Here is a 15,372-nt window from a genome sequence, read left to right as displayed (position 1 = left end):
TTCATACGGCCCCTACGCTGCGCTTCGGGGTTCCCTCACTCCGGTCTTGCTCCCGGGAGGACCGCGCTGTAGGCCCCTTCCTGGGGCCCAGCGCTTGACAGGCATCCATGCCTGTCACCTCCCTCCGCAAGCCCTGCGTTCGGCCTTCTGAAGTCGCGAAGATCAAGATCAAGATCAAGATCAAGATCAAGATCAAGATCAAGATCAAGATCAACAGCAGGGGCATAGAGTGCCTTAACAAGATCCTCTGAGTTGCTAGATTGCTTATTTGCAGTTATGGAAAATTCAAGGTGGTTCGATTCAAACAATGGGCACACTATAAGCCACGTAGCAGATTACTAATAACCCACCGACCACCACACCCTCGCCGCCTACAACCTTGGAGCAGATGTAGTGCGAAGTCCGATTTATCGATATCTCTGTACGCTCGGTGCTGGGCAATGATCCGGGGGCTCTCTATACACGAGGTCAGGCACAGATCCTGCCTGCGGGGAGTTGGGACCCAACGCTTTAGTGACGCCCTACAAGCACCATGGCGCCCACTGGCAGACCCTGCCAAACCCACGTTGGTCGCCCGCGTTGTTACGCAATCGGTAAAACACCGTTGCATCTAAGACTAAGGTCGTCTGGTTGCCGTCCAACAGCCGCATAAAGTAAGGGTGTGGGTTACATTCCCTCTCTGTGCTGCTAGGACAAAAACAATGAACGACAGCATTTACCTCTCGATACAAAACAGCCCCCGTTTCAAGGAGCTGGTCAGCAAGCGCGAACGGTTCGCCTGGATACTCTCGGCGATCATGCTCGGGCTCTATTGCGCTTTCATCCTTCTGATCGCCTACGGCCCCCAGATACTGGGCGCCAAGATCAGCCCTGATTCATCGATCACCTGGGGCATTCCCCTGGGCGTCGGGCTGATCATCTCGGCATTTGTCCTGACCGCCATCTATGTGCGCCGTGCCAACGGCGAATTCGATGAGTTGAACAAGGCCATCCTGAAGGAGGCGCAACAATGATTCGTCCTGCCAAGACACTGGCCGTTCTGGCCTGCGGCGTCTTTGCACCCGCCGTGTGGGCTGCCGATGCCCTGACCGGCGAGGTGCAGAAACAACCGCTGAACGTTTCTGCCATCGCCATGTTCGTGGCCTTCGTGGCCTTCACCCTGGGCATCACCTACTGGGCTTCCAAGCGCAACAAGTCCGCCTCGGACTACTACGCTGCCGGTGGTCGCATCACCGGGTTCCAGAACGGCCTGGCCATTGCCGGCGACTACATGTCGGCAGCCTCGTTCCTGGGTATTTCCGCCTTGGTGTTCACCTCCGGCTACGATGGCTTGATCTACTCCATTGGCTTCCTGGTAGGTTGGCCGATCATCCTTTTCCTGATCGCCGAGCGCCTGCGTAACCTGGGCAAATACACCTTCGCCGACGTCGCCTCCTATCGCCTGGGGCAAAAGCAGATCCGCACCCTGTCCGCCTCAGGGTCGCTGGTGGTGGTGGCCTTTTACCTGATCGCACAGATGGTAGGTGCAGGCAAGTTGATCGAACTGCTGTTCGGCCTGGACTACCACGTGGCCGTGATTCTGGTCGGTATCCTGATGTGCCTGTACGTGCTGTTCGGCGGCATGCTGGCCACTACCTGGGTACAGATCATCAAGGCGGTGCTGTTGCTGTCGGGTGCAAGCTTCATGGCGCTGATGGTGATGAAGCACGTAGGCTTTGACTTCAACACCCTGTTCTCCGAAGCCATCAAGGTGCATGCCAAGGGCGAGGCCATCATGAGCCCCGGCGGTCTGGTCAAGGACCCCATCTCGGCCTTCTCGCTGGGCCTGGCCCTGATGTTCGGTACGGCTGGCCTGCCACACATCCTGATGCGCTTCTTCACCGTCAGCGATGCCAAGGAAGCCCGCAAGAGCGTGCTCTACGCCACCGGTTTCATCGGCTACTTCTACATCCTGACCTTCATCATCGGCTTCGGCGCGATCCTGTTGGTCAGCACCAACCCGGACTTCAAGGACGCAGCCGGCGCCTTGCTGGGCGGTAACAACATGGCCGCCGTGCACTTGGCCAATGCCGTTGGCGGGAGTGTGTTCCTGGGCTTCATCTCCGCCGTGGCCTTCGCCACCATCCTGGCGGTCGTGGCGGGCCTGACCCTGGCGGGCGCTTCGGCCGTGTCCCATGACCTGTACGCCAGCGTGTGGCGCAAGGGCAAGGCCAACGACAAGGACGAAATCCGCGTCTCGAAGATCACCACCGTTGCGCTGGGCGTCCTGGCCATCGGCCTGGGCATTCTGTTCGAGAAGCAGAACATCGCCTTCATGGTGGGCCTGGCCTTCTCCATTGCGGCCAGCTGCAACTTCCCCGTACTGCTGCTCTCGATGTACTGGAAGAAACTGACCACCCGTGGCGCCATGATTGGCGGCTGGCTAGGCCTGATCAGTGCAGTGACGCTGATGGTGCTCGGCCCGACCATCTGGGTGCAGATCCTTGGCCACGAGAAAGCCATTTACCCTTACGAGTACCCAGCCTTGTTCTCGATGCTGATCGCCTTCGTGGGCATCTGGTTCTTCTCGATCACCGACAAGTCCACGGCTGCCGAAAACGAGCGGGCGCTGTTCTTCTCGCAGTTCGTGCGCTCGCAGACTGGCCTGGGCGCTTCAGGGGCGGTATCGCACTGATTCGCAGGCATGAAAAAACCGCGCCTCGGCGCGGTTTTTTTTTTGCTTCACTAGATCATGCCGAGCAACAACAACACCAGCAAGATCACCAGCACCACACCGACGATGCCGGACGGGCCATAACCCCAGCTGCGCGAGTGCGGGAACACCGGCAAGCCGCCAATCAACAGGAGGATCAGGATGATGATGAGAATCGTGGTCATGGAGGAGTCCTTGCGTGGTTGAGGGTCAAGGGCCCAGGTTGCCGGCCTCTTGTAATTAATGACCGACGCCGCTTGTGAAAGATTCCATCGGCGTGTTGGCCATCGCCCCGTCTTTGTGCGCAGCGGGCGGTTCATGGCCGCTCATTCACTTGCCTGATAAGCACCCGCCCTGGGCATCGGCTTGATTAGACTGGGGCCACACCCTCTGAAAAAAGGCAGTCGCCATGCATAAGCGCATCATGATCACTGGCGCAGGCTCTGGGCTGGGCCGCGAAATTGCCCTGCGTTGGGCGCGCGAAGGCTGGCGCCTGGCGTTGGCCGACATCAGCGAGGCTGGCCTACGCCAGACGCTTGAAATGGTGCGTGCCGCGGGCGGGGACGGGTTCGTGCAACGGTGCGATGTACGCGACTACAGCCAGCTCACCGCGCTGGCACAGGCGTGCGAGGAGCACTTCGACGGCATCGATGTGATCGTCAATAACGCCGGGGTGGCATCAGGCGGGTTCTTCGCCGAGTTGTCGCTCGAAGACTGGGACTGGCAGATCTCGGTAAACCTCATGGGCGTGGTCAAGGGCTGCAAGGCTTTTCTGCCGCTGCTTGAGCGCAGCAAAGGGCGCATCGTCAACATCGCCTCCATGGCAGCGCTCATGCAGGGCCCAGGCATGAGCAATTACAACGTCGCCAAGGCGGGAGTGCTGGCGCTCTCGGAAAGCCTGCTGGTGGAGCTGCGCCAACTTGGGGTGGGTGTGCACGTGGTCTGCCCGTCATTTTTCCAGACCAACCTGCTGGATTCGTTCCGTGGGCCGGACCCGGCCATGAAAGCGCAGGTTGGCAAGTTGCTGGAAGGCTCGCCCATCAGTGCCAGCGATATCGCCGAGTGCATCTACCACCAGGTGGCTGACGGGCAGTTTCTGATCCTGCCCCACGAAGCGGGGCGCCAGGCCTGGGCGTTGAAATGCCAGGCACCTGAACGGCTGTACGATGAAATGGCCGACATGGCAGTGAAGATGCGTGCGAAGGCCCGAACCCATTAAGGAGTAAGGCGGCTCTGTAAGAAAGGTTTCCTAGCCGTGTCGGGTCTTTCTGAATGAGGGTGGAAGTATTGAGTAGCCAAATGGCGAAGCTGCACGCTCCGGTTTTCCCTTTCGCTGGAGAACCGGAACATGTTGGTAATAGGACGCGAAGTGGGTGAGGTCATCATGATCGGCGATGACATCCGAATCATGGTGGTAGAGACCCGGGACGGGGTGGTGCGCTTCGGTGTCGATGCACCCCGGGAGGTGCCGGTGCACCGCGCCGAAGTCTACAGGCGCATCAAGGAAACGCAATGTACCAGGGCGCGCCGGGCGCACAAGGCTTCATAAGGCCGCCTGGAAGTCGTCCCGCATGTGCCTTACTCCAGCAGTTCGCGAGGCACGTCGTGCTTGGCCAGCAGCTGGCACTGCTGGCTTTCAGGGTCGAACAGGATGAACGCCTGCCCCTTGGCCAGCGCCTGGCGGACCCTCAGCACACGGGTTTCCAACGGCGTGTCATCACCATTGTCGGTGCCGTCGCGGGTCACGAAGTCCTCGATCAGGCGGGTGAGGGTGTCGGCTTGCAAGTGTTCGTAGGGAATCAGCATGGGTAACGTGTCTGAATGAGTTGTAGGCATCCTACGCGATTTCGATGGCGCAGGGACCGCCCGCCAGGCGGTCCCGCACTTGCTGTCAGGTCTTCTGACCGACCAGGCTGTCCACCGCCGGCACGCGCGTGTCGCTCTCCATCTGCGCATCGTGTTCGAGCTGATGACTGAAGCGCTCAAGTGACGCATTGGCTGGCTGCGAGTCGCTGGCAAACACGGGCGGGCTCAACAGGTAGGCCGACAACAATTGGCTCAACGCGGCCAGGCTGTCGATGTGCGTGCGCTCATAGCCGTGGGTGGCATCGCAGCCGAAGGCGACCAGCGCCGTGCGGATGTCATGGCCCGCGGTCACCGCCGAATGGGCATCACTGAAGTAGTAGCGGAACAGGTCGCGGCGTACCGGCAATTCCTGTTCGCCTGCGAGCTTGAGCAGGTGTCGAGACAAGTGGTAGTCGTACGGCCCGGACGAATCCTGCATGGCCACGCTGACGGCGTGCTCACTGGAGGCCTGGCCGGGCGCGACCGGGGCGATGTCGATCCCGACGAACTCGCTGACATCCCAGGGCAGGGCGCCGGCGGCTCCCGAGCCGGTTTCTTCGGTGATGGTGAACAGCGGGTGGCAATCGATCAGCGGCTGGCGGCCACTTTCCACCACGGCTTTCAAGGCGGCCAACAAGGCAGCGACCCCGGCCTTGTCGTCCAGGTGGCGGGCGCTGATATGCCCGCTGTCGGTGAACTCGGGCAGCGGGTCGAAGGCCACGAAGTCGCCGATCCCTATGCCCAGCGCCTCGCAATCGGCACGGGTGGCACAGTAGGCATCCAGGCGCACTTCCACATGATCCCAACTGATGGGCATCTGGTCGATGGCGGTATTGAAGGCATGCCCGCTGGCCATCAGTGGCAGTACGCTGCCACGAAATACGCCTGCATCGGTGAACACGCTGACGCGGCTGCCTTCGGCGAAGCGGCTGGACCAGCAGCCCACCGGCGCCAGGGCCAGGCGACCGTTGTCCTGCACCTGGCGCACGCTGGCGCCGATGGTGTCCAGGTGCGCGGAGACGGCGCGGTCCGGGGAGCTTTGACGCCCTTTGAGGGTGGCGCGAATGGTGCCGCGTCGGGTCAGTTCGTAGGGAATGCCCAGCTCGTCCAGGCGCTCGGCCACGTAGCGCACGATGGTGTCGGTGAAGCCTGTAGGGCTGGGGATGGCGAGCATTTCCAGCAAGACGCGCTTGAGGTACTCGAGATCGGGTTCGGGATGTCGTTCAGACATGTCCAGGCCTCCGGTCGGTTGAAAAAGCGTTGGATGATCCGGTCGTCACGGTCGAGCGGGAGCGGCGCCGGCGCCGGCGCCGGGCTCCCGTCCGAGCGAAGCATGGGTGTATCAGGCCAGCGGCCTGCTATGGGGGAACAGCAGGTCGATGAAGCGTTCTGCCGTCGGTTGCGGCTCGTGGTTGGCCAGGCCTGCACGCTCGTTGGCCTCGATGATGACGTAGTCGGGTTCGCTGGCATCCTTGACCATGAAATCGAGGCCCACCACGGGTATCTCCAGTGCCCGCGCTGCACGGATGGCCGCATCGGCGAGGGTAGGGTGAAGGCGTGCCGTGACATCTTCGAGCGTGCCGCCGGTGTGCAGATTAGCGGTGCGCCGCACGGCCAGCTGGCGGCCCGCGGGCAACACATCCTCATACCCAAAGCCGGCCGCGGCCAACGTGCGCTCGGTCTCACCGTCTACTGGGATCTTGCTTTCGCCGCCAGTGGCCGCCTGGCGCCGCCGGCTTTGTGCATCGATCAGCGCGCGGATGCTGTGCGTACCATCGCCCATCACCTGCGCCGGATGGCGAATCGCGGCCGCGACCACTTCATAGCCGATGACCACGATGCGCAAGTCGTGCCCGGCATGGAAGCTTTCCAACAGCACGCGGCTGTCGAACTGTCGAGCGTGTTCGACCGCACGCGTGACATCTTCGATGGTCGTGAGGTTGACCGCAACGCCTTGGCCCTGTTCGCCATCCACGGGTTTGACCACGACCGCGCCGTGGTCTTCGAGGAACGCCAGGTTGTCATCGGCGTTACCGGCCAGTTGCTGCGCTGGCACCAGCAGACCTGCATTGTGCAGGGCGTGTTGGGTCAGGCGCTTGTCCTGGCACAAGGTCATGGTCACGGCGCTGGTCAGGTCGCTGAGCGACTCCCGGCAGCGTACGCGGCGACCGCCCAGGCTCAGGGTGAACAGACCGGCAGCGGCGTCGCACACCTGCACCTCGATACCCCGGCGCAGGGCCTCATCGACGATGATGCGCGCATAGGGGTTGAGGTCAGCCTGTGGGCCAGGGCCCAGGAACAGGCGCTCGTTGATGACGTTCTTGCGCTTGACGGCGAACGTGGGCAGGTTGCGAAAGCCCAGTTTTTCGTACAAGCGCTTGGCCTGGCGGTTGTCGTGCAACACCGACAGGTCCAGGTAGGCCAGGCCGCGGCTCATGAAGTGCTCGATCAGGTGGCGCACCAGCACTTCACCCACCCCAGGACGGGTGCAGTGCGGGTCTACGGCCAGGCACCACAGGCTGCTGCCGTGTTCCGGGTCATCGAAGGCCTTGGCATGGTTCAAGCCCATGACACTGCCGATGATCGCGCCACTGTCTTCGTCTTCGGCCAGCCAGTACACCGGTCCGCCCAGGTGCCGCGGGGTGAGCAGCTCAGGGTCCACGGGCAGCATGCCGCGTGCCTGGTAGAGCGTGTTGATGGCTTGCCAGTCACTGGGGTTCTGCGCCCGACGCACGCGAAAGCCGCGAAATACCCGTTGTGCCGGGCGATAGTCGGTAAACCACAGGCGCAGGGTGTCCGAGGGGTCCAGGAACAGTTGCTGCGGTGCGTGGGCCAGCACCTGCTGGGGTGCCGCCACGTACAGGGCAATGTCGCGTTCGCCGCGGCATTCGCCCAACAGGTCTTCGGCCAGTTTGGCCGGGTCGGCATAGGTATGCCCGATCAGTAGCCGTCCCCAGCCACAGTGCAGGGCACGTGGCTGGTCGTGGGGCTCGCTGCCATCGCCCGCAAGGCGTGCCTGCAGGCGCTCGTAAGAGGGCGCCTGGCCGCGCAGCAGGCGCTGGCCATAGGCCGTTTCGTGGGCTTTCATGGGTTCAGAGTCCTTGTTCGGTCAGCCACAGGTTCAGCGCCGCCAACTGCCACAGTTTGGAGCCGCGCAGGGGGGTAAGCTGGCCGTGCGGGTTGCTCAGCAGACGGTCGATCATGGCCGGATTGAACAGGCCGCGGTCCTGGCTCGGGTCGGTCAGCAGGTCGCGTACCCAACCCAGGGTGGCGCCTTCGAGGTGCTTGAGGCCAGGCACCGGGAAGTAACCCTTCTTGCGGTCGATGACTTCATGCGGAATCACCCGGCGCGCCGCCTCCTTGAGCACCTGCTTGCCGCCGTCGGGCAGCTTGAAGCGTGCCGGAATGCGAGCCGACAGCTCTGCCAGGCGGTAGTCCAGAAACGGCGTACGGGCCTCCAGGCCCCAGGCCATGGTCATGTTGTCCACACGCTTGACCGGGTCGTCCACCAGCATCACCGTGCTGTCCAGACGCAGAGCCTTGTCTACGGCCGCGTCAGCGCCAGGGCGGGCGAAGTGTTCACGGACGAAGTCGCCAGCAGCATCGTTCTCCAGCTGCCAGGCCGGCTGCACGGTGTCACGGTATTCGGCATGGCTGCGGTCGAAGAACGCTTCGCGGTACGCCGCGAATGCATCGTTGGCGCCATCGACCTGCGGGTACCAGTGGTAGCCGGCAAACAGCTCATCGGCGCCCTGGCCGCTCTGCACGCCCTTGCAGTGCTTGGCCACTTCGCGCGACAGCAGGTAGAAGGCGATGCAGTCATGGCTGACCATCGGCTCGCTCATGGCGCGAAACGCCGCAGGCAACTGATCGATGATCTCGTGCTCGGCAATGCGCAGTTGATGGTGGCGGGTACCGTAGTGCTTGGCGATCAGGTCCGAATACTGGAATTCATCGCCGCGCTCGCCGCCTGCGTCCTCGAAACCGATGGAGAAGGTCGACAGGTCATCCACGCCCACTTCGCGCAGCAGGCCGACCAGCAGGCTGGAATCGACACCGCCGGAGAGCAGCACGCCCACGTCGACCGCAGCGCGCTGGCGAATGGCAACCGCATCGCGGGTGGCGTCAAGGACCCGTGTGGTCCAATCCTCCAGGGTCAGGTCACGCTCATCCGGGTTAGGGCCGTACTGGAGTTGCCACCAAGTGCTGCGCTCGACTTCGCCGTGGCGGTCGATGCGCATCCAGGTGCCGGGTTCGAGCTTTTGCACGTTGGCCAGCAGCGTGCGCGGCGCCGGGACCACGGCATGGAAATTCAGGTAGTGGTTCAGCGCCACCGGGTCGAGCATCGGGTCGATGTCGCCCCCTTTGAGCAGCGCCGGCAAGGTCGATGCAAAGCGCAGGCGCTCGCCGTTGCGCGAGAGGTACAGGGGCTTTACGCCCAGGCGGTCACGGGCCAGGAACAGGCGCTGGCTGTCGCGCTCCCAGATAGCCAGGGCGAACATGCCGTTGAGCTTGGGCAGCAGGGCCTCGCCCCAGGCGTGGTACCCCTTGAGCAGCACCTCCGTGTCGCCGTCGGACCAGAAGCTATAGCCCAGGTCCAGCAGCTCCTGGCGCAATTCGGGGAAGTTGTAGATGGCGCCGTTGAAGGCCAGTGACAGGCCCAGGGTGCTGTCCTGCATGGGTTGGGCCGAGCCGTCGGACAGGTCCATGATTTTCAGGCGACGGTGGCCGAGGGCGATTGGCCCCTGGCTGTAAAAGCCCCACGCATCCGGGCCACGTGGCGCCAGGTGATGAGTGATTCGCTCAACGGCAGCCAGGTCGGCTGGGCGAGGGGCTTGACCGAGGGGGGTGAAACGCAATTCTCCAGCTAGTCCGCACATGTAACGTAAACCCTTTGAGTTTCGGCACTCATGGCGTCACTGGGTTTTCGCGCGTACCGCATTTGTACTGCTTCCCGCAGGCTTAGGCTGATCAAACTGCGCCCAGTCGTTGGGGCGTTGATCCACCTGGCGCATGGAGAGCAGCACCTGCACGCTGTGCCCGAGTTGCGCGGCGATGAATGCCGGGTTCATGCCGGCCACCAGGCACATGGTTGCGTACGTGTGGCGCGTGTCGTGCATCCTGCGGGGCCTGATACCAAGCATCCGCGAAGCTGCCAGCCAGTAACGTTTTTGACTCGCTTCGGGGCGTCTGAACAGCGCCGAGCGGTCGCCTGTCCCACTGGGCGCGAACACATCATCTGAACGCGCCTCGGTGAGCGGTCTGGGTTTTTCGAGGGCGTACAAGGCCCGATCGTTCAATAAAACTTTGCGTGTGCGCTTGGTTTTGGTGCGATTTTCGAGGATTCCCAGTAGCCCAAGCCCCCCGGCATCGGCCCTGTTCAGGGCACCGATCAATCGCTCTCCAACCCAGCGCTGCGCCCGCCTGAACACGCTTTCGCAGGCTCGGTTGAAGCCCGCCAATCAGGCGGTATGAATCATCGAAATGCCGTTCGTCGATGCTGGGTGGCGGTTAATCCATGACGGCCATTGGCACGAGATATTGACCCGGAACGATTTTGATGGTCATCTGCGCGCCTGTTTCAGGTGCCCCCTGCCGCCGTGCATGGGGTGAAACGGGAAGCCGGTTCGTCACCCCAGGGTGATCAGTCCGGCGCTGCCCCCGCAACGGTATGCGAGCGATGCTTTCGACAGACCACTGTGCCGCCGGCATGGGAAGGTGACGGCATCATGACCCTCGCGAGCCCGGAGACCGGCCTGAAGCCTTATTTGGCAAACCCGCGGTGGGCGGGCGCAGGCCGGTTTCCGTGGGCGCGTGCGCCTGCGCGTTCCCCATGCGTTGTTCCCTCCGGGATTCTTTCATTCCTGCTGCAAGTGGAAAGATATGTCCCGCTATTGTGTTTTTCTTACCCCTCAAGGGGCGTTGCTAGGTGCGAGCCTGGTGCCCTGTGTGTGCATGGCCGTCCCGATTCAGGCAGCCGAAGATGTCCATGCGCTGGCATTGCCCGCCACAGCCATCACCGGCACTGCCGAGCAGAACCCTCCCGTGGACCTGCACACTCCTGGCACCAGCGGTTCGCGCCTGAACCTCACGCCCTTGGAAACGCCAGCCAGCGTCACCCGCATCGGCGCCGAGCAAATTCTCGGGCGCAACAACGCCACGGTGCAGGACGCGGTGACCCGCACCCCCGGCATCACTTTCGTCGGCACGCCTGGCAACGGCGGCACTGCGCTTTCGGCCCGTGGCTTCACCGGCCACAGTTCGACCATGCAGCTGTATGACGGCACCCGCCTGTACGTGGGCGCCGGCACCGTCACGTTTCCCGTGGACACTTGGTCAGTAGAACGCATCGACGTGCTGCGCGGCCCGGCTTCGGTGTTGTACGGGGAGGGCGCCACCGGTGCGGTGATCAACGTAGTGCCCAAGAAGCCCTTCGACGGCGATGTTCGCAACCATGTTCGCCTGGGCTACGGTTCCAATGATCGTCGGCAGTTGGCATTGGACAGCGGCGGTTCGCTGACCGATACCCTGAGTTATCGCCTGAATCTCAATAAGTTGGACAGCAATGGCTGGGTCGACCGTGGTGAGTCAGCCAGCGTCGCTGTCAGCGGTTCATTGCGCTGGCAGCCGAACGACGATTTCAGCGTCACCCTCAGCCATGACTACGGTGACCAGGACCCGCAACAGTATTTCGGTACGCCGCTGGTCAATGGGCATTACCGTGAATCGCTTCGTGACCACAACTACAACGTGGCCGACGCCGAGGTGCATTACAACGATCAGTCCACTCGATTGGTCACGGACTGGGTGATCACCGACAACCTCACCGCCAATAACCAGCTGTATTTCCTCAAGGCCCAGCGCCGGTGGCGAAATGCCGAAAGCTACACTTGGCTGCCGGGCGACCAGGTGCAGCGCAGCAATTTCATCAGCATCAAGCAGACCCAGGAACAGATTGGGGATCGCCAATCGTTCACCCTGCAGCACACCCTGTTCGGCCTGGACAGCCAGACCGTGGTTGGCGCGGACTACAACGCGATCCGCTTCGTGCGCAAGCATGATTTTGGCAACACCTACACAGATACCGTGCCGCTATGGGGCTCGGGCGGCGGCGATTACATCAGCACCGACCCCTACCGCTCGCGCGAAGCGAACCAGGCCCGGCAATTCTCCCTGTTCGCCGAAAACCGCACGCAACTGACCCAGCGCCTGTCGTTGATCACCGGTGTGCGGCATGATCAGGTGCACCTGAACCGTGACGATCTGGACACCGATACCCGCACCGATCGCAGTCTGAGTGGCGACAACTGGCGGGCGGGCCTGGTGTTCGCGCTGACCGAGGACCTCTCGCTCTATGGTCAGTACGCCACCAGCACCGAAGGCGTGAGCAACTTGCTGACGCTCAGTGCAGCGCAACAAAGCTGGGACCTGAGTACCGCCAAACAGACCGAAGTCGGTGTCAAGCAGATGCTGCCTGAAGGCCGTGGCGAGTGGACACTGGCGGCGTACCACATCGTCAAGAAGAAACTCCTGAGTACCGATCCACTCAACCCCACCGTCCAGCAACAGGTCGGCCAGCAATCTTCGGACGGCATCGAGGCCACCCTGGCGTTGCGCCTGCCCTACGGTGTGCAGCTTTCGGCCAACGCCGCCTGGGTCCGCGCCGAGTACGACGAATTTGCCAGTGGCAACAGCGACTACAGCGGCAACCGGCCGATCGATGTGCCACGGCGGTCGGCCAACCTGTGGTTGAGCAAAGACTTTGGTCGGTTGTTCAGTGCCGGGGCTGGAGCGCGGTATGTCGACAGCCGCTATGGGGACAATGCCAATACCGTGCAGGTACCGAGCTACACCGTGGTCGACGCCAACGTTGACTGGCACGTGAAGCCGGACCTGACCTTGGGCCTGCAGCTCAACAACCTGTTCGATCGTCAGTACGCCACCACCACCGAAAATAACGGCCGGCAGTGGTACCTGGGTGAACCACGGTCTTTCTTCGTCACGGCCGATTACCGTTTCTGATCCGTCCCACCGGCCTTCGGGCCGGTGCTTGCTGGAGTGAATCCGATGACTCGACTGAGTATCGAAGGCCTGCACTGGGCAGTGCCCGAGGCGGGGCGCAGGGTGCGCCAGATCCTGCAAGGCGTGGACCTGCATGTGGACGACGGTGAGTGCGTAGGGCTTGTCGGCCCCAACGGCAGTGGCAAGACCAGCCTGCTACGTTGCGCCTATCGCGCCACGCAACCCACTGCAGGCAGGGTCAGCGTGAGCGGTGTCGATATCTGGCAACGCAGCCCGCGCTGGTGTGCGCAGCGTATCGCGGTGGTGCTCCAGGAGTTTCCTGGCGAATTCGGATTGAGCGTTGCCGAAGTGGTGAGCATGGGGCGCACGCCGCACAAAGCCCTGTTTGATGGCGACACGCCCGAGGACCGGCAAAGGGTCGCTCATACGCTTGTGCTGGTTGGGCTGGCAGGCCATGCCGAGCGTACGTTCGCTTCGCTATCCGGAGGCGAGAAGCAGCGCGTGCTGCTGGCCCGGGCACTGGTGCAGGCCCCTGAGCTGCTGATTCTCGACGAGCCGACCAACCACCTCGACCCGCGTTACCAACTTGGGCTTCTGCAGCATTTGCGCAGCCTGGGGCTGAGCACCCTGGCCAGCTTCCACGACCTCAACCTGGCTGCGGCATTCTGTGACCGGCTGTACGTCATCGACGCTGGCCGCATCCTTGTCAGCGGCACGCCCCAGCAGGTGCTGACCCGCGAACTGATCCAGGAGGTGTTTGGTGTCCAGGCGCTGGTCGACCTTCATCCGCTGCACCCTTACCCACGCATTACCTGGATAACCCGACCATGAACGCTCGCTTTCTGATCGCCCTGATAACGCTGCTACTGGCGCTGCCTGCCACGGCCAGCGAGTACCCGCTGAACGTGCGCAGTTGCGAGCGCCTGGTGACGTTCAGCAAGGCCCCCAAACGGGTGGTGGTGCACGATGTGAACATGACCGCCATGCTGCTGCACCTGGGGCTGCGAGACAGCATCATCGGCTACACAGGGTTCACCCGCAGTAAACACCGTGACCCATGGATCGACGCTGCGCTGGAGGGCGTGCCACAACTGGCAAGCCGTTATCCTTCCATTGAAACGCTGCTGGCGGTCGATGCCGACCTGTTCTTCGCCGGCTGGAACTATGGCATGCACGTGGGAGGGGCGGTCACCCCCGCGACGCTTGCGCCCTTTGGAGTGCCGGTCTACGAGTTGAGCGAGTCCTGCGCTTGGGTCATGTCCGGCCAACGTGCGAGCTTCGATGATGTCTATCGCGACCTGGATAACCTGGGGCGCATGTTCGATCACCAGCGCCAGGCCCAAGCGCTGATCGGGCAGATGCGCCAGCGGATCGCCGGGGTGCAAGCGCGGGCAGGGCAGGCGCAACACCGACCACGGGTCTTCTTGTACGACAGCGGCGAAGATCGCCCGCTGACATCGGGGCGCCTGGGCATGCCGCAGGCACTGATCGACGCAGCCGGTGGTGTGAACGTGATGGACGACGTGGCCGCCAGCTGGACCCAGGTGAATTGGGAAAGCGTGGTAGAGCGCGACCCTGACGTGATCCTGATCGTCGACTACGGACCCAGGACCTGGCAGCAGAAACGTGATTTTCTGTTGCACCAGCCCGCGTTGAAAGACGTACGGGCCATCCGCGAGCAGCGCTTCGTGCCACTGACCTACCTGCAGGTCACCCCCTCGGTTGAGAACGTCGAAGCCGTGGAGAAAATCGCCCGCGCCTTGCATCCCAAGCTGTTCGCAGCGGGGGCACCATGACCTTGGCGCGCAGCCCAGCGTGTTATGGCTGGCTGACCGTGGTGCTGGTCATCCTGTTGGTGGCGTCTTTGGTCGCGTCGCTGGCATTTGGCCCGGCATCGGTGCCCTTGACCCACGTCATCGGGATCGTCGCGCAACAGATGGGCATCGACTGGGGGCCTGCGCTCAGCAAGAGCCAGACGCACATCATCTGGCTCATCCGTGCCCCGCGTGTACTGTTGGGCGCATTGGTCGGGGCAGGGCTTGCCCTGGTGGGTACGGCCCTGCAGTCCGTGACCCGAAACCCACTGGCAGACCCACATTTGCTGGGTGTCAGCGCCGGCGCTGCGCTGGGCGCAGTGCTGGTGATGCTTTACGTCGGGGACTTCGTCGGTGTGCTCAGCCTGCCGCTGGCTGCGTTCGTGGGGGCGACAGGGAGCATGCTGCTGGTGATCGGCGTGGCGCGCCGCGGCGGACGCCTGGAAAGCGATCGCTTGCTGTTGGCGGGGGTGGCGGTGTCCTTCGTGCTGATGGCCGTGGTCAACCTGCTGCTCTATACCGGTGACCAGCACGCGGCGGCTTCGGTGGTGTTCTGGATGCTGGGTGGGCTGGGGGCTGCCCGCTGGGAGGTCATCTGGTTGCCGGCACTGTGCGTGCTGTTTGGACTGTGCGCGCTCCAAGTGATGGGGCGCGGCCTGAATGCATTGATGAGTGGCGAGCAGACCGCGATCAGCTTGGGCTTCTGTGGCCGGCGCCTGCGGCTTGAGGTGTTCATCTGCACCTCTTTGTTGACCGGGGTGCTGGTTTCGCTGTCGGGCGCCATCGGTTTCGTGGGCCTTATGGTGCCCCATGTAGCGCGCCTGCTGGTGGGGGCGGACAATCGGCGGTTGATGCCAGTCAGTGCGCTGCTGGGTGGGGTGTTTCTGGTCTGGGTGGATGTGGCCGCCCGCACCCTCATCGCACCGCAAGACCTGCCGATCGGCATTGCTACCGCAGCGCTGGGCGGGGTGTTCTTCATGCTGTTGCTCAAGCGGTGAC

15 protein-coding genes and 1 riboswitch are annotated in these 15,372 nt (G+C 62.9%); of the genes, 9 read left to right on the top strand and 6 right to left on the bottom strand.

Features of this window, described 5'->3' with window-relative positions:
* Nucleotides 1–107 precede the first annotated feature (107 nt).
* The 3 genes from ACF8R3_RS11430 (at nt 108) to ACF8R3_RS11420 (ending at nt 2,674) form a co-directional block, all read left to right on the top strand.
* Nucleotides 108–251: a hypothetical protein gene (locus ACF8R3_RS11430; protein WP_193754981.1), complete on the top strand. Its 144-nt coding sequence runs from the start codon at nt 108–110 to the stop codon at nt 249–251.
* A gap of 450 nt (nt 252–701) precedes the next feature.
* Nucleotides 702–1,013 (top strand): DUF485 domain-containing protein, encoded by a 312-nt coding sequence (locus ACF8R3_RS11425; protein ID WP_058605639.1) that lies wholly within the window; start codon nt 702–704, stop codon nt 1,011–1,013.
* Nucleotides 1,010–2,674: a cation acetate symporter gene (locus ACF8R3_RS11420; protein ID WP_392515617.1), complete on the top strand. Its 1,665-nt coding sequence runs from the start codon at nt 1,010–1,012 to the stop codon at nt 2,672–2,674. Before ACF8R3_RS11425 ends, ACF8R3_RS11420 begins: the two co-directional genes overlap by 4 nt.
* 50 nt (nt 2,675–2,724) lie before the next feature.
* Here the strand turns inward: ACF8R3_RS11420 and ACF8R3_RS11415 are convergent, their stop codons facing one another.
* A complete protein-coding gene (locus tag ACF8R3_RS11415; protein ID WP_012271016.1) occupies nt 2,725–2,877 on the bottom strand; it encodes a DUF3309 family protein in 153 nt (50 codons plus the stop codon).
* Between the two features lie 224 nt (nt 2,878–3,101).
* Here ACF8R3_RS11415 and ACF8R3_RS11410 point away from each other — a divergent pair, with 224 nt between their 5' ends.
* Nucleotides 3,102–3,911 (top strand): SDR family oxidoreductase, encoded by an 810-nt coding sequence (locus tag ACF8R3_RS11410; protein WP_326384158.1) that lies wholly within the window; start codon nt 3,102–3,104, stop codon nt 3,909–3,911.
* A 129-nt stretch (nt 3,912–4,040) separates the two neighbouring features.
* Complete coding sequence (gene csrA, locus ACF8R3_RS11405; RefSeq protein ID WP_058637555.1) at nt 4,041–4,241, top strand: carbon storage regulator CsrA; 201 nt, start codon at nt 4,041–4,043, stop codon at nt 4,239–4,241.
* A gap of 29 nt (nt 4,242–4,270) precedes the next feature.
* On the opposite strand, the gene ACF8R3_RS11400 is transcribed toward csrA, so the two are convergent.
* The 5 genes from ACF8R3_RS11400 to ACF8R3_RS11380 form a co-directional block, all read right to left on the bottom strand.
* Nucleotides 4,271–4,498: a YheU family protein gene (locus ACF8R3_RS11400; protein ID WP_023533767.1), complete on the bottom strand. Its 228-nt coding sequence runs from the start codon at nt 4,496–4,498 to the stop codon at nt 4,271–4,273.
* A gap of 85 nt (nt 4,499–4,583) precedes the next feature.
* Nucleotides 4,584–5,768 carry an osmoprotectant NAGGN system M42 family peptidase gene (locus ACF8R3_RS11395; protein ID WP_058605636.1) on the bottom strand — a complete coding sequence of 395 codons (1,185 nt, stop codon included), beginning with the start codon at nt 5,766–5,768 and terminating at the stop codon, nt 4,584–4,586.
* Between the two features lie 111 nt (nt 5,769–5,879).
* Nucleotides 5,880–7,625, bottom strand: coding sequence for an N-acetylglutaminylglutamine synthetase (gene ngg / locus ACF8R3_RS11390; protein WP_058637556.1), 1,746 nt, complete (start codon nt 7,623–7,625; stop codon nt 5,880–5,882).
* Nucleotides 7,626–7,629: 4 nt separating this feature from the next.
* Nucleotides 7,630–9,417, bottom strand: coding sequence for an N-acetylglutaminylglutamine amidotransferase (locus ACF8R3_RS11385; RefSeq protein WP_058605634.1), 1,788 nt, complete (start codon nt 9,415–9,417; stop codon nt 7,630–7,632).
* A gap of 36 nt (nt 9,418–9,453) precedes the next feature.
* Nucleotides 9,454–9,933: a tyrosine-type recombinase/integrase gene (locus ACF8R3_RS11380; RefSeq protein WP_392515616.1), complete on the bottom strand. Its 480-nt coding sequence runs from the start codon at nt 9,931–9,933 to the stop codon at nt 9,454–9,456.
* 170 nt (nt 9,934–10,103) lie between these two features.
* Nucleotides 10,104–10,312: riboswitch (cobalamin riboswitch) on the top strand.
* Nucleotides 10,313–10,420: 108 nt separating this feature from the next.
* On the opposite strand from ACF8R3_RS11380, the gene ACF8R3_RS11375 reads away from it, so the two are divergent.
* From ACF8R3_RS11375 to ACF8R3_RS11360, 4 genes are read left to right on the top strand one after another with little or no spacing between them, the layout of a single operon-like run.
* Nucleotides 10,421–12,559: a TonB-dependent receptor gene (locus tag ACF8R3_RS11375; protein ID WP_392515615.1), complete on the top strand. Its 2,139-nt coding sequence runs from the start codon at nt 10,421–10,423 to the stop codon at nt 12,557–12,559.
* A gap of 45 nt (nt 12,560–12,604) precedes the next feature.
* Nucleotides 12,605–13,390 carry an ABC transporter ATP-binding protein gene (locus tag ACF8R3_RS11370; protein WP_078478923.1) on the top strand — a complete coding sequence of 262 codons (786 nt, stop codon included), beginning with the start codon at nt 12,605–12,607 and terminating at the stop codon, nt 13,388–13,390.
* Nucleotides 13,387–14,355 carry an ABC transporter substrate-binding protein gene (locus tag ACF8R3_RS11365; RefSeq protein ID WP_392515614.1) on the top strand — a complete coding sequence of 323 codons (969 nt, stop codon included), beginning with the start codon at nt 13,387–13,389 and terminating at the stop codon, nt 14,353–14,355. The genes ACF8R3_RS11370 and ACF8R3_RS11365 overlap by 4 nt, the downstream gene beginning before the upstream one ends.
* Nucleotides 14,352–15,371, top strand: coding sequence for an iron ABC transporter permease (locus tag ACF8R3_RS11360; protein WP_058637562.1), 1,020 nt, complete (start codon nt 14,352–14,354; stop codon nt 15,369–15,371). The genes ACF8R3_RS11365 and ACF8R3_RS11360 overlap by 4 nt, the downstream gene beginning before the upstream one ends.
* The last annotated feature ends 1 nt before the right edge of the window (nt 15,372 follow it).

Origin of the sequence: Pseudomonas sp. FYR_7 (assembly GCF_043106155.1) — a bacterium.
Classification (GTDB): Bacteria; Pseudomonadota; Gammaproteobacteria; order Pseudomonadales; family Pseudomonadaceae; genus Aquipseudomonas; species Aquipseudomonas parafulva_B.
Note: the sequence above shows the minus strand (reverse complement) of the source record. Positions and strands in the feature narration are given on the sequence as shown.